Source organism: Thalassobaculum litoreum DSM 18839, assembly GCF_900102465.1.
Taxonomy (GTDB): Bacteria; Pseudomonadota; Alphaproteobacteria; order Thalassobaculales; family Thalassobaculaceae; genus Thalassobaculum; species Thalassobaculum litoreum.
Genome location: NZ_FNBW01000006.1, coordinates 134,726 through 155,075 on the forward strand (window position 1 = coordinate 134,726; position 20,350 = coordinate 155,075).

Sequence of the window (20,350 nt, forward strand, 5' to 3'; positions counted from 1 at the left end):
AGTCCGAATAGGAAGCCTCCATGACCGATCTTTCGCCGCATGATCTGCTCGCCGATCTCCTGGCCCGGGCGAAGCGGGCCGGCGCGGACGCCGCCGACGCCATCCTGGCCCAGGGCGTGTCGCAGTCGGTGTCCCAGCGCCTCGGCAAGCCGGAGGCGGTGGAGCGTTCGGAGGGCAAGGATCTCGGCCTTCGGGTCTTCGTCGGTCGGCGTCAGGCGGTGGTCTCCACCACCGACTTCAAGGGCGACGCCCTGGACGACATGATCGAGCGTGCCATCGCCATGGCCAAGGTGGCGCCGGAGGATCCCTATGCCGGGCTCGCCGAGCCGTCCCAGATCGCCCGGGACTGGCCGCGGATCGAGATGTTCGACCCGACCGAGCCGAGTGCCGAGACCCTGGTGGAGCGCGCCCGGGCGGCCGAGGACGCCGCCCGTGCCGTCGCCGGCGTCACCAATTCCGAAGGGGCCGAGGCCGGCTACGGGATGACCGACGTCACCTTGGCCGCCACGAACGGCTTCACCGGCGCCTACAAGCGCTCCAGCTATTCTCTGGGGGTCTCGGTGATCGCCGGCACCGGCCAGAAGATGGAGCGCGACCACGACTACAGCGCCAAGGTCTTCGATGCCGATCTGGAGGATCCGGCGGAGGTCGGCCGCCGGGCCGGCGAGCGCGCCGTGCGCCGGCTGAACCCGCGCCGGCCGAAGACCTGCCGCGTGCCGGTGGTGATGGAGCCGCGGGCGGCCCGCTCGATGCTGGGCTACCTCGCCTCGGCGATCAGCGGGTCGGCGATCGCCCGGGGCACCAGCTTCCTGAAGGACTCCATGGACGCCCAGCTGTTCCGCCCGGAGATCCAGATCCATGACGATCCGCACCGGCCGCGCGGCTTCCGGTCCAAGCCGTTCGACGCCGAGGGACTGGCCACCCGGCCGCGCGCGGTGATCGACGGCGGCCGCCTGACGAGTTGGACGCTCGATCTCGCCACCGCCCGTCAGCTCGGCCTGGAGAGCACGGCCAGCGCGGCGCGCGGCACCGGCGGCACGCCCGGGCCGAGCGTCAGCAACTTCTACATGGCCGCCGGCTCGGTCTCGCCCCAGGAGCTGATCAAGGACATCGAGAGCGGGTTCTTCGTAACCGAGATGATGGGCACCAGCGTCAACCTGGTCACCGGCGACTACAGCCGGGGGGCCGCCGGCTACTGGATCGAGAACGGCGAGATCACCTTCCCGGTCTCCGAGATGACCATCGGCGGGCATCTTAAGGAGATGTTCGCCTCCCTCGTGGCCGCCGACGACCTGGAGCTCAAATACGGCATGGATAGCCCGACCCTGCGGATCGAGGGCCTGCTGGTAGGCGGCGAGGGCTGATCGGCCGCTCTCAATGCGGCTCTCATCGGCGCTCTCGTTAATGTGACACTTTATCTCTGGCAACCGCCCGACCCGCTTCCCATATGCGGCTTCGGGCGGAGGGACCGGCCGAGTGCCGGAGCCTAGAGGAAGTCACATGAGCTATCTGCCCGCCTTTCTGCGTGTTTCCGTCATCACCGGCGTTGCCGCCATCGGCGCGGTCGTCGTCGCCTGCGGCGCGGGCGTGCCCGCCAGCGGCGCCGCCTCCCACGGACCGGCACCGGTGTTCGAGCGCGACGGCATCGCCCTCGGCGGCTACGATCCCGTGTCCTATTTCTTCGAGCCCGAGCCCGTACCGGGATCCGCCGCCCATCAGGTGACCTGGCGCGGCACGGTCTGGCACTTCACCTCGGCGGAGAACGCCCAGCGCTTCCGCGTCGACCCGGAGCAGTTCGCACCGCAATACGGGGGCTACAGCCTCTACGGCATGTCCCGGGGCAAGGCCTATTCCGCCGACCCGACGGTCTTCGACATCATCGACGGCAAGCTCTACCTGTCGCGCAACGACGCGGTGCGCGAGATCTGGCAGCGCAACCCGTCGGGCTATATCGCGACCGCCGACCGGAAGTGGCGGCAGGCCGACTGGTCGGAGGCCCCAAACCGGCTTACCCACTGACCGGCGGGATCGGTCAGACGGGCGTGCGCGGCATCAGGATCCGCACCGTTTCGTCGGCGACGCCGATGGTGAGCGGGAGCTGGGTGATGATGTCGCCGTCGCCCTGAACCGGACCGTCCCGGTCGTCGGCGATGTGGATCTCGCGCCCCGGGATCACCCGATAGGTGTTCAGCCGGTCCAGGAACCCGCCGAACAGCGCCAGCATGTAGTAGACCGCCTGCCACCGGCCCGGCTTCTGGAACAGGCAGACATGCAGTCCGGGCTCGGTGATGCGGGCGTTCTCGGCGCAGACGAAGCGGCCACCGTAATAATGCCCGTTGGCGACGACCACGCCGGCCGCGCGATGCTCGACGCCGTCGACCGTGACCCGAAAATGGTGATCCCGGTAAGCGGTCCAGCGCTTCAGGGTGGCGAGCGCATAGGCCAGCTTGCCGGTTCGGCGTTTGAGCTTCCTGTCGACGCTGGCCACCACCTCCGCGTCCAGCCCGACGCCGGTCATCAGGGTGAAGTAGCGTCCGTTCGCCGTGCCCAGGTGGATCGGCGTCGGCACGCCGGTGAAGATGGTGTCGACGACCGTCGCCGTATCGGTCGCCAGGCCGATCTCCGCCGCGAGCACGTTGGCGGTGCCGATCGGCAGCAGCGCCAGGGGCGTGTCGCCGCCGGCCAGGCCGTTCACCACCTCGTTGATGGTGCCGTCACCGCCGGCGCAGATGATCACGTCGGGCCCGCTGCCCAGGAACCGGGCGGCGTGCGCGGTCTGCTCGGCGTCGCCGGCGAAGGAGGTGCGGTGGATCTCCACCTCGACCCCGGCGCCGGTCAGCTGCGCCACCGTCTCCTCCAGCCGCGCCACCTTGCGGCCGCCGCCGGCATTCCGGTTGAAGATGATCAGCGCCCGCCGCACCTGCCGCACCGCGGGATCGCCCGACGGCCCGGGCTCGGCCGTCGCCGTGGTGACCGCCGTGGCTGCCGGAGCGGTCGCGGAATCGGTGCGCTTGTCCATGTATCCTCTCGACCGGGTCCGGTCAGGCGAATGAAAACTCAACGGAACTTGGTGTTGTTAAGGTTTTGTGACGAACGAACGCAAGCGTTGATCTGCAACGGCGAAGAAGAAACGGTGGGAAAATTGTAATCGATATTTCACTTTACTACATATTGAGTGTCACTTAACCGCGTTATCAACTTGTAGGAATTTAGGTCTTCGGCGTGGCAGTGGCGGGGGTACGGTATGAACGCGGAACGGGGCGTCACCCGATACCGGGCGATCTGGATCTCCGATATCCACCTGGGCACGCGAGGCTGTCAGGCAGAATACCTGCTCGACTTCCTGAAGCATACCGATTCCGAGTACCTGTACCTGGTCGGCGACATCCTCGACATCTGGCGGATGAAGCGGAGCTGGGGCTGGCGGCAGGCCCATAACGACGTGGTGCAGAAGCTGCTGCGCAAGGCGCGCAAGGGCACCAAAGTGATCTTCATTCCCGGCAACCACGACGACCTGTTCCGGGAATACCTGAACGCCGATTTCGGCCAGATCGAGATCCGGCCCGAGCACATCCACGTCACCAAGACCGGCAAGCGTTTCCTGGTGATCCACGGCGACGAGTTCGACGTGGTGGTGACCTATGCGAAGTGGTTGGCGGTGCTGGGGGACTGGTCCTACGCCACCCTGCTGTCGCTCAACGTCGCCTTCAACGAGATCCGCCGGCGCTTCGGCTATCCCTACTGGTCGCTCTCCGCCTATCTGAAGCAGAAGGCCAAGCGGGCGGTGGAGTTCATCGGGGCGTTCGAGGACGCCCTGGCCGACGAGGCCCGCAAGCGCGGCGTCGACGGCGTGGTCTGCGGCCACATCCACAAGGCCGAGATGCGGATGATCGGCGACATCCTGTACTGCAACGACGGGGATTGGGTGGAGAGCTGCACCGCCCTGGTCGAGCATATGGACGGCCAGATGGAGATCCTGCACTGGGCGGAGATCCGCCAGCTCTCCATGGCGGCCTGAGGCGCCCGGCATGAGCCCGGCCCGCGCGCTCACGGCGTCCCTGCCCGCGGGGTCCCTGCCTGCAGCGTCCCTGCCGGCAGCCTCCCTATCCACGGCCTCCCCCGGGTCCGGCGAGGCGCTGCATGTGGCGGTGGTGTCGGACGCCTGGTATCCGCAGGTCAACGGCGTGGTCCGCACCCTGGCGACCACGGCCGAGCAGCTCAACCGCATGGGCCACCGGGTGACCTTCGTGACCCCGGACCGGTTCCGCACCGTGCCCTGTCCCACCTATCCGGAGATCCGGCTGGCGCTGTTCCCCGACCGCCGGGTCACCGAACTGCTGGACGCGGCCCATCCCTGCGCCATCCACATCGCCACCGAAGGGCCGCTCGGCTATGCCGCCCGGCGTTACTGCCTGGCGCGCGGCCTGCCCTTCACCACGGCCTATCACACCAAGTTCCCGGAATACCTGCAGGCCCGGGCGGGCATCCCGCTGTCCTGGACCTACCGGATGATGCGCCGCTTCCACGCGCCGTCCAGCGGCGTGATGGTGGCGACCGCGTCGCTGCGCCGGGAGCTGGAGGCCCAGGGCTTTCCCAACCTGCGCGACTGGACGCGGGGGGTGGATGTTGGCCTGTTCCATCCCCGCCCGTCGATCCTCGACCTACCGCGGCCGATCCTGATGTATGTGGGCCGGGTGGCGGTGGAGAAGAATATCGGCGCCTTCCTGGCACTCGACCATCCCGGGACCAAGGTCGTCGTCGGCGACGGCCCGCAGCGCACGGAGCTCATGCGCCAGCACGGCGACGTGGTCTTCGTCGGCGCGAAATCCGGTGAGGAGCTGGCCGCCCATTATGCCTCGGCCGACGTCTTCGTCTTCCCGAGCCGCACCGACACCTTCGGCCTGGTGCTGATCGAGGCGCTGGCGAGCGGCGTACCGGTGGCGGCCTATCCGGTGCCGGGCCCGCTCGACGTGATCGCCGACAGCGGCGCGGGCGTGCTGGACGAGGATCTGGGTCGTGCCGTGGCCGGCGCGCTGAGGATCGACCGGGAGGTGGCGCGGGCGCGGGGTCTGCACTTCACCTGGGCGCGCTGTGCCGAGATGTTCGTCGACAACCTGCAGCCGTTCGACGGGGCAGTCGGGCAGCGTCAGGCGGCGTAACTCTCAGGCGGCGCTCAATCCCGCAGGAAGAAGTCGATCGTCGAGACCACGCGCACCCGCTTCTCGATGGCGCCGTCGGCGTTGTAGTCGCTCCAGCCTTCCAGCGGACCGATGGTGAAGACGCCCTGATTCGCCTGGCGGATGACGCCGACGGTGCTGCCGCTGTCCTCGGCGAAGCGCTGGGCGCCCTCGCGGGCCGCCCTGGTGGCCTCGGCGATCATGTCCGGCTTGATCTCGTTCAGGCCGGTGAAGACGTAGCTCGGACCGCCGGTCTCGGCGAAGACCACGCCCATCTTGACCAGCTCGCCGATCCGCGAGGAGGCGGTGTCGACCAGCGCCACGTTGCCGGTTCGCACGGTGACGGTCTGGGCGAGGATGTAGCGGCCCTTCTCGATGCCCTCGGGCCGGTAGGCCTGGGCCAGCAGGTCCTGCACCTCCACCCGGCCGCGCAGGATGCTCTCCTGCGGCACGCCCTCGCCCACCAGGAAGACCACCAGGGCGTCGACATCCTGCTCCAGCCGCGACTGGGTGGCGCCCAGGTCGTCGCCGGTCTCGGTGATGCGCACGGGCCAGACCGCGAGGTCCGCGACGACCTCGCGCTCGGCCACGCCCTTGACCGTCACGTAGCGGTCGGTGGCGCGGCCGTCGCGGAACCCGTCGCCGACGAACTTGCCGGCCACGGCGACGCCCACGGCGACGACGACGGAGCACAGGAGAAGGGCGGCGATACGCAACTGATCCGGCATGGTCTCACTTCCTCGCAGGCTGCCGTTTGGTCCGTGCCGATATCATGGGCCCGCAATCGTGACAGGTGTTGGACGTGACTGCGGCAGAACCGGACGGCGCCCGGCATGGTGCCCGATTCCGGTTCGTCCTGTCCCGCTCTACATTGTCTCGAAGTGTGTCACCGGCGACCCTCGCCGTCTCAGATCGCTGCCCGGCGGCCGCGTCGCCGGTGCGACGGGGCTCAGTGCTTGGCCTGGGCGTCGAAGGCGGCCTTCTGCTCCGCGCTGGCTTCGGCCTGGTGCTTCGCCTTCCACTCCGGGTAGGGCATGCCGTAGACGATCTCGCGGGCCTGCTCGTAGTCCAGGTCGAGACCCTTGTCCTCGGCCGCGGCCCGGTACCACTTGGACAGGCAGTTGCGGCAGAAGCCCGCCAGGTTCATCAGGTCGATATTCTGAACGTCGGTGCGCTCGCGCAGATGCTCCACCAGGGTGCGGAAGGCGGCGGCCTCCAGCTCGGTGCGGGTGGCGGCGTCGATCTTCGGTTGGTCGGCCATGGTCGATCCTCCGGGCTGCGGTTGTCGGTTGTTGCACAGAATATCGGTCCCGCAGCCGGGCGATGCTACCCCTTGCCGCCGGTGCGCAGAAGTTCCGCCAGCGCATCGCCGAATCGGTCGGCCCAGAGCGCGCCGCCCGCCGGCTCGGCGATCAGGTCCTGGCGGAATTCCAGGCAGAGATTCTTCAAGCCGCGCCGTTCGGCATGGACCGGGATCGAATAGCCCTCGGGCGTGGCCCCGGAATAGGGCTGGTTGTCGCCGACGCAGGCATCCGGAAACAGGCTGCGGAAGATCCGCATCGCCAGGGCGGAGGTGGCTGCGTCCTCGTCCCACAGGAAGCCGATCTCCCAGGGCCGGTCCGCCGGCGCGCTGACCAGGGTCGGGGTGAAGCTGTGCAGGGCGACGAAGAGCGGCCGATCGCCCGCCGCCATCCGCCGGTCGAGCAGGTCGGCGACGGCGCCGTGATAGGGATGGAACAGGGCGTCGTAGCGGGCCTGCTTGTCCGCGTCCTGCAGGTTCTGGTTCGCCGGGATGGGTGTGCCGTCGGAGATCTCGGGAATGGAGGCCGGGGAATACGGCACCCGGTTCACGTCGCAGACCAGCCGCGAATAGCCGCTGACCACCAGGGGGGCCGCGAACCGCTCGGCCAGGCGGCGGGCGACCCGGTCGATGCCGATGTCGTAGCCGATATGCCGCCCCAGTTCCCCCTCGGGCAGGCCCAGCTCCTCCAGCGCGGCCGGGACCGCGTTGGCGTTGTGGTCGGAGACGAAGACCACCGGCGCGGCGGCATCGGGATTCACGACCTCGAAGGGCGACGGATCGGACTCGGTGAGCAGGGTCATGCGCGGTGTCATAGAGCCCGGCACCGCGGCGCTCAAGAGCGGGCGGCGATCAGCGCCGCGTGGCGACGCACCATCTCGGCATTGTTCGGCACGGTTTCCGGGGCCACCGCGGTCTGCCGGATACCGTCCGCGGCCGGGGCATAGGCCATCGCCAAGGCCCGCAGGTCCTCCAGGGGGGCCTGCGAGCGGTCGATGCGCAGGTCCATCCACGGGAACGGGTCGTCGCGCACGATCAGCAGGGCGGCGGTCTGCAGCGTGCCGAGCTCCCCGCCGGCCGCCAGCCCGGCCTCCAGCGCCGTCACCAGGCGCAGCTCGAGCGGATCCGCCATCGTGCCGAAGAACCCGTCCAGCATCGCGCCGGGCACCGCCTCGTCGGCCAGGATATTGCCCAGCGCGATCGCGCCTTCGCGGGTCGCGTTGCCGTGCAGGGAGTAGATCTCGCTGCCGTGGAAGGCGGCGGTCCGGCCGGCATTGTCCACCACGGCGATCTCCCGCCAGGCGGCGTCCGCGCGACCGGCGACAAGGGCGGCGAGCGTCTCCTCGGCGCTCAGTCCGCGCGCGAGCAGGTCGAGGCCGAGCATGCCGAGGCGCGGGTCGGTGCGGTGCTGGCTCATCACTGCGCCCACGCCGGCGCGCGCATGCGGACAGCGGCTGCCGACGGCGAGGCCGGAGGTGGTGACGGCCAGGCCGAAGGCACCGGTTTCGGGATCGCGCGCCGCGATGGAGAAGGTCATCGGCTAACTCCGGTTCATGCGTCTTACGGCGCGGGCCGGAGTGGCCTTGGCCGTCCGGGCGCGCTATGAGGTGGGGTCTGCCTATCGAAGCACGGGATCTGGCGAAGTGCGCGTACTTTTTGGTTGGGAATTCGGGGCCGGCCTCGGTCACGTCACGCGGTTCCGTCCGATCGCCGAGCGTCTGTCGGCCGAAGGCTGGGAGATCGTCTGCGCGCTGCAGGAGATCGAGCGCGGCGACGCCCTGATCGACCGGGCCACCGGCCGGCGGCTGCCGGGGGTGCGGGTCATCCAGGCGCCGCGCTGGAACATCCCCAGCGATCCCAAGATCCGGCAGATCCCGACCCATATCTTCGCCGACGTGCTGCGGATCATCGGCTACGGCAACGTGGAGGCGCTGCGCCAGCGCATCTCCGCCTGGCGCGATCTGATCGATGTGGTGAAGCCGGACGTGGTGGTGGGCGACTTCTCGCCGACCCTGAACCTGGCGGCGCGGGGCCGGGTGCCGCATATCGGCGTCGGCAACGGCTACACCACGCCGCCGGCCGGCCGGCCGATGCCGCCGATCCGGCCCTGGCAGGAGAAACTGGAGCCGTTCAGCGTCGAGAACGAGCGGGCGCTGCACCGTTCGATCAACGCGGCGCTGGCCGCCCTGGGCGATCCGCCGGTCGACTACGTGGCCGACGCCCTGCACGGCGACGAGACCTTCGTGTTCTCCCTGCCCCTGGTCGACCCCTACGCCGCCTACCGGACCGAGACGACCCTGCCGCCGTTCAACATGCCGCGCAACATCACGCCGAAGCCCCTGGCGGAGCGCGAGGAGCGTGGCGTGTTCCTGTACCTGCCGCGCAGCCACAAGCTGACTCCGGTGGCGGTGGCGGCGACCAAGGCGGCCAAGGTGCGGGGAAGCGGCTATATCTCCGATCTGGCGCCGGACGGGGCGCGCGCGGAAAGCGGGCCCGGGCTGACGATCCATCCGGAGCCGCAGGATTTCGCCACGGTGCTTCCGTCGGTGCGGCTGATCGTCCACCATGGCGGCCTGTCGACGGCGGTGGCCGCCCTGCTGGCCGGCACGCCGCAGTTCATCCTGCCCTGGAATCTGGAGCATTCGGTGACGGCGCGTGGTCTGGCGGCTACCGGCGGCACCGTCGTCCTTTCCGGCGGCCATGAGGACGAGACCAGCCTGCGCAACGCGATTTCCAACCTGGCGTCGGATCAGGGCATCGCCGAGCGAGCCCTGGCAGCGGCCGGCACGGTCGATCTCGGGGATCCGGAGGCGGCGATCGCGACGATGCTCGGCCGGGTCAAGGCGTTGGCGGGGGCGTGAGGGGCGTTCCCTTAAACCTGCACGCTCATGCCGCCGTCGATCCCGAGGATCTGGCCGCTGACGAAGCTGCCGGCATCGGCCATGAGATACACCGCCGCCCCGCCCAGCTCCGCCGGATCGGCCCAGCGGCCGAGCGGCGTCTTGCCGACGACCCAGGCATTGAACTCCGTGTTCTCGATCAACGCGGTGTTCATCTCGGTGGCGACATAGCCCGGGGCGACCGCGTTCACGGTGATGCCCTTCGATCCCAGTTCCACGGCCATCGCCCGGGTCAGGGCGCGCAGGCCCTCCTTGGCGGCGATATAGGCCGGGACGGTCGGCCGCGCCTGGGGGCCGAGCATGGAGACGGTGTTGACGATCCGGCCGCCGCCGGCCTCCACCATGTACCGGGCGGCGTCGCGGCCCAGGGTGAAGCAGGCGGTCAGGTTGGTGTCGACCACCCGGCGGAAATCCTCGGTCGGGAAGTCGAGCACCGGCACCCGATGCTGCACCCCGGCATTGGCGATCAGGCCCCAGAGCCGGCCATGGCGACCGACGATTCGCTCCAGGGCGGCGCGGCCGGCCGCCTCGTCGGTCACGTCGAAGGCTTCGGCCTCCGCCCTGATGCCCTCGGCCGTCAACTCGTCGACCCGGCTCTGCAGGGCCTCGGCGTTGCGGCCGTTCAGCACCACGGTGGCGCCATGGGCACCGCAGGCCCGGGCCATGGCGAGGCCGATGCCGCGCGAGGCGCCGGTGATCAGGATCGCCCGGTCGGTGAGGTCGAAGAGTTGGGTCGCCACGGTCATCGGTCGGTCTCTCCCTGGGAGTTTCTTGCTCTCGACGGTTAGCGTTCCGCCTTGCGGACCTGTTCACGGTGGAAGACGTAGAGCCCGCTGGCAATCACGATCGCGGCGCCGACAACGGTCCACTGGTCCGGCAGGTCGCCGAAGACGAGATAGCCGGAGATCGTCATCCACAGGATGGCGCTGTAGGTGAAGGGAGCCAGCACCGAGGCGCCGGCGTAGCGGTGGGCGATGATCACCAGCCAGTGGCCGACCCCGCCGAACACGCCGAGCCCCAGCAGCAGCGCCCAATTGGTGAGCGTCTCCGGCGCACTCCAGACGTATGGCAGGATCGGCAGCAGGATGACCGCACCGACCAGCGGGGAATACAGCGAGGTGGTGTCGGAATGGTCGCGGGCCGCCAGCTTGCGGGTGGCGATGCTGTACAGGGCGGCGACCAGGGCGTTGCCCAGGCAAAGCCCCACGGCCCAATGCACCTCCGCCGCACCGGGCCGGATGATCACCAGCACGCCGATGAAGCCGACCGCGATCGCCGACCAGCGCCGCCAGCCGACGGTCTCGCCCAGCAGCGGCACCGACAGGGCGGCGACCAGCAGCGGGGCGGTGAAGAAGATCGAGGCGGTGGTGGTCAGCGGCAGGTAGCTGACGGCGGTGAAGTTCAGCACGGTCGACATCACCAGCAGGACCGAGCGGGCGATCTGCAGGCGCAGGTTGCTGGTGGCGAAGACCCGCGGCCCCTTGCGCGGCAGCAGGACCAGCAGCACCAGGACCGCATGGCCGACGAAGCGGGCCCAGACGATCTGCAGGGTGTCGAGGTCGCGGGACAGCACCTTGGCCGAGGTATCGAGGAAGGCGAACAGCAGAAAGCCGCCGCAGATCAGCAGGATGCCGCGGCCCACATGCCCGTCGTCCAGATAGTTCGGCGTGTTCGGCGCGACCACGATACCCTCGGGAGTGAGATCCTCCCGTCTTACGCGCTCCGCCGCGGGACGTCGAGACCGCCGTCGGGGCCTTGTCCCAACTTGGCCGCCGCCTGTTTGGCCGCCACTTTGCCGGCCAGCCGCTCCAGCCCCGCATCCGGCATGCCGAGGTCGCGCAAATGGGACACCGTGTTGAACAGATACTCGCAGCACGGCCCCAGGAAGCCGCAGGCCCGGGCAATGGTCTCCGCCGCCTCGTCCTCCGGAAGCTGGCCGCAATAGCGTTCGCCGGATCGGTTGATCACGAAGCCCAGCACGTCGATCGGGCCCTGGTCGGTCTGCGCCTTCAGCCAGCGCGGCCGGTAGGCGTGGGTGACCATCTCCCGGCGCCAGACGATCTCCAGCTCCGTCTCGGCATGCTCCCTGGGAATACGGAACGCAACGCCCCGGCAGACACCGCCGCGGTCGAGGCCGAGCACCAGGCCCGGCTGATCCGGCGTGCCGCGGCCGAGCTCGGTGCGCAGGCAGAACCGCCGGTGCAGGCCGCGCACGGTGGCGCAGCGCTGCTCGGCGAACTCGATGGCCGGGTTCCAGATCAGCGAGCCGTAGCCGAACAGCCAGACATCGCCCTCGGGCTTGCCGGAGCCCGGGAACATGGCCGCCTGCGAGGCCGCCAGCTCCTCGTCGCTGAGGGTCTTGATGGTCGGCTCGTGCTTATGCAGCAGCGCGCGGATCTCGCCGGAGCGCAGCCGCTCGCGGGTCAGCGCGACCGGTGCCGGTTCTTCGGACGGGCTCGGGGCGTCTGGAGTCGGTGAGTTGGCCATGGACCTCCCATATAACCGACGCGGCGCCGGATCCCAGGGGTCGGTCTGGAACGGGATTGGTTCCGTTCCGGCATCGCGTCATGCCGGGTCGTGGTCGACACCGCCTATTCCGCGCCGCGCATCCAGCTGTCCCAGAGCTTCTCGCCGATCTGGCAGTCGGTCCTGGCGAAGCCCTGGACCGGCGTGCCCTGGAGCTGCGTGCCCTGGAGCTGCGAGCCCTGGCCCGGCGTGCCCTGCATCGGCGACCATCGGGCCGGGACGGCGCGGGGCGCCGGCGCACGACCGGCGATCTCCAGGATCAGCTTGCGGCGGATGGCACCGGCGAACTCGCCGACATCCTGCACGGTCACCAGGAAGGCGCCGAACCCGCCGATCACGCAGTCCTCGTAGTAGAGGTCGAGGTTCTGCACGTCGAAGAACCCGCTCGGATAGCCGGTCTTCAGCATGATCGGCAGGCCGTTGATGGTGATGCCCTGGTCGATCACCGCGTCGCGCGCCTCGGTCACCTCGAAACCCTGGTTGTTCGGACCGTCGCCGGAGATGTCGATCACCCGCCGGGGGCTGGTGAAGCCGGAGGTCTCGAAATGGCTGGCGGAGAAGGTCAGCGCGTTGCTGATCGAGGTGCGGCGCAGGCGCTGAAGCGGCTGCACGGCGAGCGCATCGGCGACCAGACCGGCGGAGTCCGCCCCGTCGATCAGGGTCCAGGGCACCAGTACCGTCTGCAGCCCCTGGCCGGCCCATTCCACATAGGTGAGAGCGATCCGCCCCAGGGGGCCGCCCTGGATCGCCGCGATCACCTGCGGGTCGCGCAGGGCGGCGACATATCCGGCACGCTGGAGGCTCTGCTCGTCCTGATCCATGGAGCGGGAGATGTCGACCGCCAGCACGAGCTGGAGATCGACGGGCGTCTGGGCCCTGGCCGGTCCGGCAAGAAGGACCAGCAGGAGCGCGGCGGGCAGCAGGCGGAGCATGCGGACACCTCCGGTTTGTCGGGCGCCCGCGCTCAGGATCCGTCCTGAAGCCGGCGTCCGAGATTGTCGAACACGAGACCCAACGTCCCAGGGATATAGCGCGGATATGGCGCGCCGCATCGTCCGACGGGATGCGCGGCATGATACTCAAGGTAGGCCCATCGGACCCTCCCCGGTTGGCCTGGCGCGGCGGTGCCGATATCGTAGGACGCCCTACCGCCCGCGCCCATCCCTCCCGAGCCCGTCCATCCATGGGCTTCTCCACGCAGGTCCCTCCAGATCCCGCAGGCCGTCCATGACCGAACCCACCGCCGTGCCCGTCACCGATCCGACGCCTCCGCAAGCGCCGCCACCGCCGGCCGACAGGGTGCTTTTCGGGATCGGGCTGATGCTGCTGTCGGTCTCTCTGCTGCCGATCATGGAAGGTCTGGCGAAGTCCATGAGCGACCGCTACGTGGTGGTCCAGCTCGTCTTCGCCCGGTTCGCCTTCCAGTCGCTGTTCATCGTGCCGATCGCCGCCCTGCGCCACGGACGCGAGCTGCGCCGGGCCAACCGTCTGGCGCTGCAGATCACCCGCGGCCTGTCGATCCTGGCCGGGACCGGGTTCTTCTACTGGTCGCTGCGCACCCTGCCGCTGGCCGACGGGCTGGCCCTGATGTTCGTGGCACCCCTGATCGTCACCGCGATCTCGGCGCTGTTCCTGGGCGAGCAGGTCGGTGCGCGCCGCTGGGGCGCGGTGCTGGTCGGCTTTCTCGGGGTGCTGGTGATCCTGCGGCCCGGTCTCGGCGTGTTCCAGCCGGGGGCGGTCCTGGCCCTGGCGGCCGGCTGCTGCATCGCCGCCTATGCCCTGCTGACCCGGCATCTCAGCACCGCAGCCCCGCCGCTGGTGACGCTGGCCTATACCTCGCTCGTCGGGGTGGTCGGCACGGCGATCCTGCTGCCCTTCGTGTGGCAGACGCCGGATGCGGCCGACTGGATCCGCATGGCGGTGATGGGCTCGGTCGGGGCGTTCGGCCACTACTTCATGATCCGCGCCTTCGAGCAGGCCCCGGCCTCGGTGATCTCGCCCTTCATCTATGCGGAGATCGTGATGGCGACGACCATCGGCTATCTCTGGTTCGGCGACTTCCCCGACGCCTTCACCTGGACCGGCATCGCCATCCTGATCGCCAGCGGCATCTATCTGTCCTGGCGCGAGCATGTGGCGCAGCGGCAGGGCAGGGGGTGATCGCCGGGCCATGATCGCCGAACGGTGATCGTCTCCGGCGGCTTGGCGCGGCGCCGACCCGGCCCATCTTATGAGGTCAGGGAGGCCGTGTGATGGCGATACGCAATTCTCCGGAGCGATACGGCTGGGCGGCCAGGGGGCTGCACTGGCTGACGGCGTTGGCGGTGGCGGCGATGTTCGCGATCGCCTGGCGCATGGACGCCCTGCCGGTTGGGCTGGCCAAGCTGCAGGCCTATGGCTGGCACAAGTCGCTCGGCCTCACCATCCTGACGGTCACGGTCCTGCGGCTGCTCTGGCGCCTGGCGAATCCGCAGCCGCCGTTTCTCGGCGACAGCGCCTGGCAGCGCCGGGCCTCCACGGGGGCGCATTGGCTGCTCTACGCCTGCCTGATCGCGATGCCGGTGCTCGGCTGGCTGATGTCGGCGGCGGCGAACACGCCTGTAAACCTGTTCGGGCTCGTCGTCCTGCCCAATCCGATCGCGCCCGACCGCGACCTCGCGCAGCTGTTCGAACGGGCGCACGGCACCCTGGCCTACGGGCTGCTGGCCCTGGTGGCGCTGCATGTCGCCGCCGCGCTCAAGCACCACTTCCGCGACCGGGACGCCACCCTGCGCCGGATGCTCGCCGGTGCCTTCGTCCTGGTTCTGGTCGGCGCCGGCGCTGTGCGGGCGGCCCCGGCCGAGGAACTGGCCCCCTGGCACGCCGATCCGACCAGAAGCAGGATCGCCTTCACCTTCACCCAGCTCGGAACGCCCATCGAGGGCGTGTTTCGCGACTACACCGTCGACATCCTCTTCGATCCGGAAGGCCCGGCGGGCGAGGTCCGGGTGGTGATCGAGACGGCGTCGCTCGATACCGGCGACGACGACCGCGACGCCCAGGCCCGGGGCACGGAATTCTTCGCCGTGGACGCCTTTCCCGAGGCGGTGTTCGAAGCCCGCGAGATCCATGGCTGGTCGGAGGGCTACCGGGCCGTCGGCAGCCTGACGCTGAAGGGTCGGAGCGAGCCGCTCACCCTGCCTTTCACGCTGCGGATCGACGGCGAGACGGCCCATGCGGAGGGATCACTGGTGGTCAGCCGCCACGACTTCGCCATCGGCACCGGCGAATGGGCGACCAACATGGCGGTGGGCGACGAGGTGACGATCTCCATCTCGGTGACCGCCACCCGCGCCGAGTAGGGTCAGAAGCCGTAGAGCCTGGCCGGGTTGTCCATCAGGATGGCATTGCGCTGTTTCTCGTCGGGGACCCACACCGCCAGTTCGTCCATCAGGTCGCCGTCGTTCGGCATTGGGATCTGGGCGAAGGGATGCGGCCAGTCCGTCCCCCATACGCAGCGCTCCGGCGCGGTCCGCGCCAGGGCCCGGGCGATCGGCACGACGTCCGTGTAGGGCGTCTGCTGCAGGTTGGTGCTGCGATAGGCGCCGGACAGCTTCACCCAGGTGCGGCCGCCCCGCAGCAGGTCGAGCAGGGTGGCGAAGCCCGGCTCCTCCAGCCCCTTGGTCGGGTCCATATGGCCCATATGGTCGACCACGATCTCCACCGGCAGGTCGGCATAGGTCGCCAGGTCGAAGCTGGAGACGTCGACCAGGAACTGGATGTGCCAGCCCATCTCGGCAATGCGCCCGGCCATGGCGCGGATCTCCTCCGCGGGCGGGCCGCCCTTGTACAGCAGGTTGTAGCGCACCCCGCGCACGCCGAGCTTGTCCAGGCGGCGCAGCGCGGCGTCGTCGATCCCGGCGTCGAGCACCGCGATGCCGCGCATCTCGATCCCGGACCAGCCGGCGGCCTCCTTCAGCAGCCACTCGGTGATGGCATTGTCGGTGCCGTAGACGCTGGGGTGGATGGTGACGCAGCGGGTCACGCCCAGGGTGTCGATCAGATGGCGATACGCCTCCGCCGGTTGGTCCGGCGGAGTGTAGGTTCGGTTCGGGGTATAGGGGAAGCGGTCGGCCGGGCCGAACACATGGAAATGGCAATCGGTCGCCCCATCCGGCACGGCGAAGCCTGGTGACCGGGGAGCGGGGTCCGCCGCCTGGCAGACCGGAATTGACGCATCGTTCATGGCGGCGATCCTGGCGTCGTGGTTAACGGAAGTAAACACGCGGAAATGCCGCTTTGAGGCGGGCTGAAGATTTACATGGCCGCTTACCCCGCTTATGTTTTGCCCGACTTGCTGGGTTCCACCGGAGAGGCCGAGAAACGGCGCGCTCATGCCCGAAAAAATCGACTTCTCCAAGGTGAGCTTTCTCATCGTCGACCAGAACAAGCTGTCGACCCAGCTCATCCGGGACATCCTTGCCATGCTGGAGGTGACGCGCGTCCGCAGCGTCACGTCGGTGGCGCGTGCCCGCAACGTCCTGCGCGGCGAGCCGGTGGATATCATCATCACCGAGTATCACATGGAGCCGGAGACCGGGATCGACCTGATCGACTGGATCCGCACCGGCATGGATTCGCCGGACCGCATGATTCCGATCATCATGCTGACGGCCAATTCCGAAGAGGAATACGTGATGCGCGCCCGCGACCGCGGCGTGACCGAGTTCCTCGCCAAGCCGTTCAACGTGGAGGGCCTGTACCGCCGGCTGGTCTCGGTGATCGCCAGACCCCGCGCTTTCGTCAATATCGACGACTATTTCGGCCCGGACCGCCGTCGGCGGCAGGTCGACTACGGCGGACCGGACCGGCGGCGCGCCGACTGATGGCGCGCAGGGCCCAGATCATCCCGCCGCGGCCGGACCTCCGGCGCAAGGCGGTGAACCATACGAGGGGATTCGACTTCAAGCTCTCGCCGGCCATGGTGCAGAAGCTGGAGCAGGTGGTCCACAAGGCCCGGGACAGCTTCACCGCCGACATCGCCGCCCGTCTGGTCGCCATGCGCACCGCCCTGCGCGAGGCGTCGGACGGCGAGGCGGATGCCGGCCAGGCGTTGCACGCGATCTATCGGGACTCACTGGAGATCAAGGGCGCCGGCGGCACCATCGGCTTCGACCTGCTGACCGCCATCGGCAAGTCGCTGAACGACTTCGTCTCCGGACTGCAGGAACTCGACCCGCGCCGGGTCGATATCATCGACCTGCATATCGACGCACTGTACGTGGTGCTGGCGGACAACATCACCGGCCGGGGCGGGCCGACCGAAGCGGCGGTGCTCAAGGCGTTCTCGGCGGTTCGCGAGAAGTTCAAGGACGACTGACCCGGGCGTTGACAGCTGACAATGCGCACGGGTTGGAATATTCTGGCGATCCGAGCGAATCGGACCGCAAACCGCTGGGTGGGGGAAACGGATGGCTGATATCGACCCGCTGGATCGCCGTGCTCTCGGCGTGCTGTCGGAAACCGTCAATGCCGAGCTCGGTGCCGGCAGCATCGTGGCGCGCGAGGTGAACCGGGCCTACCGCTCCGGCCGCAGCGCCGATCTGCGCACCGCGTCGGCCGCCTTCGACGCCCTTCCCTCCTGGCAACGCTCCAGCATCGGCGATGACGCCTCCCGCCGGGCCCGGCGGATGCGGGCCAAGCCGGCGGAGCCGCGCCGCACGCCGGTGCGCGAGTCGGCCCGAGACAGCGCGCGGGACTGGCAGGATCTCCGCGAGGCGCAGGACCGGGTGGTCATTCCGTCGCCCCCGAGATTTCTGAAGCCGCGGGTCACCCGATAGCCGTCTGCGCCGAAATGCGCCTTGTAGTAGAGTGCTTTGCGACATTGTCGGATAGATCACACTTCAAAAATAATTCGTCAGGTCTATAGTCGCCGCCACAGGCAGGGCAGTCCGGCTTAAGAAACGTGCCAAACCGGTGCCATCTGTGGGATACTAGTCGGGATCTTCATTGCCAGTATTGCGGCGTGACACAGATCAAGGGTCACACCGCCACGGTGGTGAGGGCGCAAGAGATTTGAAGTGCGGTGCGGCGGTTGCGGCCAAGTCTGGCTGAATTCGTCCGCACCGGAACGTTAGGATGATAGCGATGCGTGGCAGGAACGCGGCACCGGTCAGTCAACAGCCCTCCGTTGTGGAGTATTTCGCGAAAGAATTCGCGCGGTTCCTCAACAATGTCCAGAATAACGAAGTGGATTTCCTTGGGTCGTTCCTCATCGAGAACGAGTGGGAGAACTACCGCAAGGACGCCGAGGAGGTGGTCGAGTCGCTGACGCTGGCGGGATTCGTCATCGTGCCGCGGATGCCGACCGACGCGATGGTTCAGGCCGCCGACCAGACCCTGTCGAAGGGCATGATGGCTTCGGCCTCGCGGACCTATGTGAGCGCGGTCTGGGGCGCGATGATCACCGAGTGGATCGAGACCCGGAATGCCAACCTGATCCTCGACATCTTCTCCATGGCGCTGTCCCGGGCCTCCAGTCCGGGCAAGAAGGATTCCGGCAAGTTCGACTCGTCGTTCCAGCGCTTCCGCAAGCAGAGCCAGGACATCATGGCCAGCCTGGAGAAGACCGGCCTGGCGATCTGCCCGGACGAGGCGGCGCCGAACATGATCAATGCCGGCGTGGCGGAGACGGCCGAGCACCGCTCGCGCACCAACCAGCAGATCGGTGCCGATCCGACCTATATCGCCAAGCTCTACGAGAACATGGTGAAGGCGCGCCCGGCCTGACCGGACCTAATCTGGCACGCTCGAACCCGGCACACCGGGTTTGGGCACCAGATCTTTGCGCGCCAATCTCCTTTGCGCACCTGGCCCGCCTGCCCGACGCTCAGCTCGATGGCTTGCGCCGATAGGCGGAGGCCAGCAGCGTGACCGCCTGCTTGTGGCGCGCGCTGCCCTGGCCCGGCGGGGCGGCGGACTGCCGGTAGCTCGACATGGTCTGGCCGCTGCGCGATCCGATGGCGGCCAGCAGGTCGGCCTCGGCGATCGGCTGCTTGCGGCCCTTCGCCCCCTTCTTGCGACCGCCGGTGCCGCCGATCGCATGGCCGTCGGAGGCGCCGGTGGCCCGCTGCACGGCCAGAGCGGTCAGGTTGCCCATCAGCGGGGCGGTCAGGGCGCGGTAGAGCTTGTCGTCGGCATCCGCCCAGACCCGGAGCAGCAGCGCCGCTTCGTGCCGGTTGCCGCCGGCCGCCTCGACCGCTTCCAGCGCCTTGGCCTTCACGTAGTCCTGTCCGCGTGCCATCGCCGTCTCCCGCGCACGTGCCGGCCGACCCGACGGACCGGCCTTGACCTTGGAAGATAACAAGGTTTCTCGGATTCGACACGTTCTGACTGGTCGGCGCGCGTAACCGAGCTACCCTTCTTTCCTCAGTACCTGAGGAGGTGCGGCATGCGCAGACTCGCCTTCCTGATCGTTCTAGTCGCGTTGACCGTGCCCGCCGGATCCCCGCGGGCCGACGGCAACCCCTTGAATGCCGTCGTGGAAATCCGAACCACTGTCCCGGCCGATGCGCGGACCGCCGACTCGCTGGGCACCGAACGGATCGGCGGCGGCGTCCTCATCGACAGCGGTGGCCTGATTCTCACGATCGGGTACCTGATGATGGAATCCGATGCGGTCTGGGTGACCGACGCGGCGGCGAATCGGGTACCGGCGGAGACCGTCGGATACGACCACGAGACCGGCTTCGGTCTGGTCCGGGCGCTGGGCCCCCTGGAGGCGACGCCGGCCAGGCTCGGGAGCTTCGCCGACCTTACCGTGGGCGACACGCTGCTCGCCGCCGGGCCGGGCGGCGCCCGTCCCACGGTGCTGATCGACCTGCGCTCATTCGCCGGAGGCTGGGAGTACCTGCTGGACACCGCCCTTTACACATCGCCGCCGATCCCGAATTTCGGCGGGGCGGCCCTGTTCGCGAAGGACGGACGCCTGGTCGGGATCGGGTCGCTGATGCTGCGCGATGTCATCGGCAAGCTGCCGGGCAATCTCTACGTGCCGATCGACCTGCTGCCGCCGATCCTCGGAGATCTGCTGGCTTTCGGCCATGCCACGAGCCCGGCCCAGCCCTGGATCGGGCTGTATCCCAATGAGGTCGACGGCGGTCTGGTGGTCGGTCGGGTGGCCCCCGGCGGCCCGGCGCAGACCGCCGGCATCGGGCCGGGGGACGTGATCCTCGGCGTCGGCGAGGAGCCGGTGGCCGACATGGAGCAGCTCTGGCGCAAGGTGCGCGCGCTCGGGTCGGCCGGGGTGGCGGTGCCGCTCAAGGTGCTGGGCGGCTCCGGGGTGCGCGACGTGGTGGTCACCTCTCGCGACCGCCGCGGCTGGCTGAAGCTCGAACGCAGCTATTGAGGGGTCGGACGGAAGGCTGGTCTCCCGTGACGGTGAAGTTATGGTCGCGGGTGGGAGTCTT

The 20,350-nt window shown here is 68.9% G+C and carries 23 protein-coding genes; 12 read left to right on the forward strand and 11 right to left on the reverse strand.

What is annotated here, in order from left to right; all coding sequences use genetic code 11:
* Positions 1–20: 20 nt before the first annotated feature.
* Positions 21–1,364 (forward strand): TldD/PmbA family protein, encoded by a 1,344-nt coding sequence (locus tag BLS34_RS11040; protein ID WP_093150275.1) that lies wholly within the window; start codon positions 21–23, stop codon positions 1,362–1,364.
* 136 nt (positions 1,365–1,500) lie between these two features.
* On the forward strand, positions 1,501–2,019 hold the full coding sequence (locus tag BLS34_RS11045; RefSeq protein ID WP_051245190.1) for a YHS domain-containing (seleno)protein: 519 nt from the start codon (positions 1,501–1,503) through the stop codon (positions 2,017–2,019).
* Positions 2,020–2,032: 13 nt separating this feature from the next.
* Here the strand turns inward: BLS34_RS11045 and BLS34_RS11050 are convergent, their stop codons facing one another.
* On the reverse strand, positions 2,033–3,019 hold the full coding sequence (locus BLS34_RS11050) for a diacylglycerol/lipid kinase family protein (RefSeq protein ID WP_051245191.1): 987 nt from the start codon (positions 3,017–3,019) through the stop codon (positions 2,033–2,035).
* Between the two features lie 225 nt (positions 3,020–3,244).
* Here BLS34_RS11050 and BLS34_RS11055 point away from each other — a divergent pair, with 225 nt between their 5' ends.
* Positions 3,245–4,018 (forward strand): UDP-2,3-diacylglucosamine diphosphatase, encoded by a 774-nt coding sequence (locus tag BLS34_RS11055; RefSeq protein ID WP_028796221.1) that lies wholly within the window; start codon positions 3,245–3,247, stop codon positions 4,016–4,018.
* A gap of 118 nt (positions 4,019–4,136) precedes the next feature.
* Positions 4,137–5,159: a glycosyltransferase family 4 protein gene (locus tag BLS34_RS11060; protein WP_028796222.1), complete on the forward strand. Its 1,023-nt coding sequence runs from the start codon at positions 4,137–4,139 to the stop codon at positions 5,157–5,159.
* A gap of 14 nt (positions 5,160–5,173) precedes the next feature.
* Here the strand turns inward: BLS34_RS11060 and BLS34_RS11065 are convergent, their stop codons facing one another.
* The 4 genes from BLS34_RS11065 to BLS34_RS11080 form a co-directional block, all read right to left on the reverse strand.
* Positions 5,174–5,905: an SIMPL domain-containing protein gene (locus BLS34_RS11065; protein ID WP_051245192.1), complete on the reverse strand. Its 732-nt coding sequence runs from the start codon at positions 5,903–5,905 to the stop codon at positions 5,174–5,176.
* A 221-nt stretch (positions 5,906–6,126) separates the two neighbouring features.
* Positions 6,127–6,438: a DUF1244 domain-containing protein gene (locus tag BLS34_RS11070; RefSeq protein ID WP_175474186.1), complete on the reverse strand. Its 312-nt coding sequence runs from the start codon at positions 6,436–6,438 to the stop codon at positions 6,127–6,129.
* A gap of 65 nt (positions 6,439–6,503) precedes the next feature.
* A complete protein-coding gene (locus BLS34_RS11075) occupies positions 6,504–7,280 on the reverse strand; it encodes an N-formylglutamate amidohydrolase (protein ID WP_215906091.1) in 777 nt (258 codons plus the stop codon).
* Positions 7,281–7,312: 32 nt separating this feature from the next.
* The gene (locus BLS34_RS11080) at positions 7,313–8,014 is read right to left on the reverse strand and encodes a DUF1028 domain-containing protein (RefSeq protein ID WP_093150279.1); all 702 of its coding nucleotides are present in this window, start codon (positions 8,012–8,014) and stop codon (positions 7,313–7,315) included.
* Between the two features lie 106 nt (positions 8,015–8,120).
* Here BLS34_RS11080 and BLS34_RS11085 point away from each other — a divergent pair, with 106 nt between their 5' ends.
* Positions 8,121–9,338: a glycosyltransferase gene (locus BLS34_RS11085; RefSeq protein WP_093150281.1), complete on the forward strand. Its 1,218-nt coding sequence runs from the start codon at positions 8,121–8,123 to the stop codon at positions 9,336–9,338.
* Positions 9,339–9,349: 11 nt separating this feature from the next.
* Here BLS34_RS11085 and BLS34_RS11090 read toward each other — a convergent pair whose 3' ends face one another.
* The 4 genes from BLS34_RS11090 to BLS34_RS11105 all read right to left on the reverse strand — a co-directional run bounded on the left by BLS34_RS11090 (position 9,350) and on the right by BLS34_RS11105 (position 12,835).
* Positions 9,350–10,123 carry an SDR family NAD(P)-dependent oxidoreductase gene (locus tag BLS34_RS11090; protein ID WP_093150283.1) on the reverse strand — a complete coding sequence of 258 codons (774 nt, stop codon included), beginning with the start codon at positions 10,121–10,123 and terminating at the stop codon, positions 9,350–9,352.
* Positions 10,124–10,161: 38 nt separating this feature from the next.
* Complete coding sequence (locus BLS34_RS11095; protein ID WP_211228997.1) at positions 10,162–11,061, reverse strand: DMT family transporter; 900 nt, start codon at positions 11,059–11,061, stop codon at positions 10,162–10,164.
* 29 nt (positions 11,062–11,090) lie between these two features.
* Entirely contained in the window at positions 11,091–11,864 is a 774-nt protein-coding gene (locus tag BLS34_RS11100) for a gamma-glutamylcyclotransferase (protein WP_093150285.1), read from the reverse strand.
* Between the two features lie 104 nt (positions 11,865–11,968).
* A complete protein-coding gene (locus BLS34_RS11105; protein ID WP_093150287.1) occupies positions 11,969–12,835 on the reverse strand; it encodes a DUF1194 domain-containing protein in 867 nt (288 codons plus the stop codon).
* Positions 12,836–13,130: 295 nt separating this feature from the next.
* Between BLS34_RS11105 and BLS34_RS25385 the strand changes: the two genes are divergently transcribed.
* Together BLS34_RS25385 and BLS34_RS11120 are read left to right on the forward strand one after the other, a co-directional pair.
* A complete protein-coding gene (locus BLS34_RS25385; protein WP_175474187.1) occupies positions 13,131–14,063 on the forward strand; it encodes a DMT family transporter in 933 nt (310 codons plus the stop codon).
* A gap of 92 nt (positions 14,064–14,155) precedes the next feature.
* Entirely contained in the window at positions 14,156–15,244 is a 1,089-nt protein-coding gene (locus BLS34_RS11120; RefSeq protein ID WP_093150291.1) for a cytochrome b/b6 domain-containing protein, read from the forward strand.
* Between the two features lie 2 nt (positions 15,245–15,246).
* Here BLS34_RS11120 and BLS34_RS11125 read toward each other — a convergent pair whose 3' ends face one another.
* The gene (locus BLS34_RS11125; protein WP_093150293.1) at positions 15,247–16,128 is read right to left on the reverse strand and encodes an amidohydrolase family protein; all 882 of its coding nucleotides are present in this window, start codon (positions 16,126–16,128) and stop codon (positions 15,247–15,249) included.
* 148 nt (positions 16,129–16,276) lie between these two features.
* Here BLS34_RS11125 and BLS34_RS11130 point away from each other — a divergent pair, with 148 nt between their 5' ends.
* From BLS34_RS11130 to BLS34_RS11145, 4 genes are all read left to right on the forward strand, one after another.
* Positions 16,277–16,768: a response regulator gene (locus BLS34_RS11130; RefSeq protein WP_028796231.1), complete on the forward strand. Its 492-nt coding sequence runs from the start codon at positions 16,277–16,279 to the stop codon at positions 16,766–16,768.
* Positions 16,768–17,262 carry an Hpt domain-containing protein gene (locus BLS34_RS11135; RefSeq protein ID WP_093150295.1) on the forward strand — a complete coding sequence of 165 codons (495 nt, stop codon included), beginning with the start codon at positions 16,768–16,770 and terminating at the stop codon, positions 17,260–17,262. The genes BLS34_RS11130 and BLS34_RS11135 overlap by 1 nt, the downstream gene beginning before the upstream one ends.
* Positions 17,263–17,353: 91 nt before the next feature.
* Positions 17,354–17,722, forward strand: coding sequence for a hypothetical protein (locus BLS34_RS11140; protein ID WP_028796233.1), 369 nt, complete (start codon positions 17,354–17,356; stop codon positions 17,720–17,722).
* A 307-nt stretch (positions 17,723–18,029) separates the two neighbouring features.
* On the forward strand, positions 18,030–18,671 hold the full coding sequence (locus tag BLS34_RS11145) for a hypothetical protein (RefSeq protein ID WP_028796234.1): 642 nt from the start codon (positions 18,030–18,032) through the stop codon (positions 18,669–18,671).
* A 100-nt stretch (positions 18,672–18,771) separates the two neighbouring features.
* Here the strand turns inward: BLS34_RS11145 and BLS34_RS11150 are convergent, their stop codons facing one another.
* Positions 18,772–19,185 carry a hypothetical protein gene (locus BLS34_RS11150; protein ID WP_028796235.1) on the reverse strand — a complete coding sequence of 138 codons (414 nt, stop codon included), beginning with the start codon at positions 19,183–19,185 and terminating at the stop codon, positions 18,772–18,774.
* A 147-nt stretch (positions 19,186–19,332) separates the two neighbouring features.
* Here BLS34_RS11150 and BLS34_RS11155 point away from each other — a divergent pair, with 147 nt between their 5' ends.
* Positions 19,333–20,289 (forward strand): S1C family serine protease, encoded by a 957-nt coding sequence (locus tag BLS34_RS11155; protein WP_093150296.1) that lies wholly within the window; start codon positions 19,333–19,335, stop codon positions 20,287–20,289.
* The last annotated feature ends 61 nt before the right edge of the window (positions 20,290–20,350 follow it).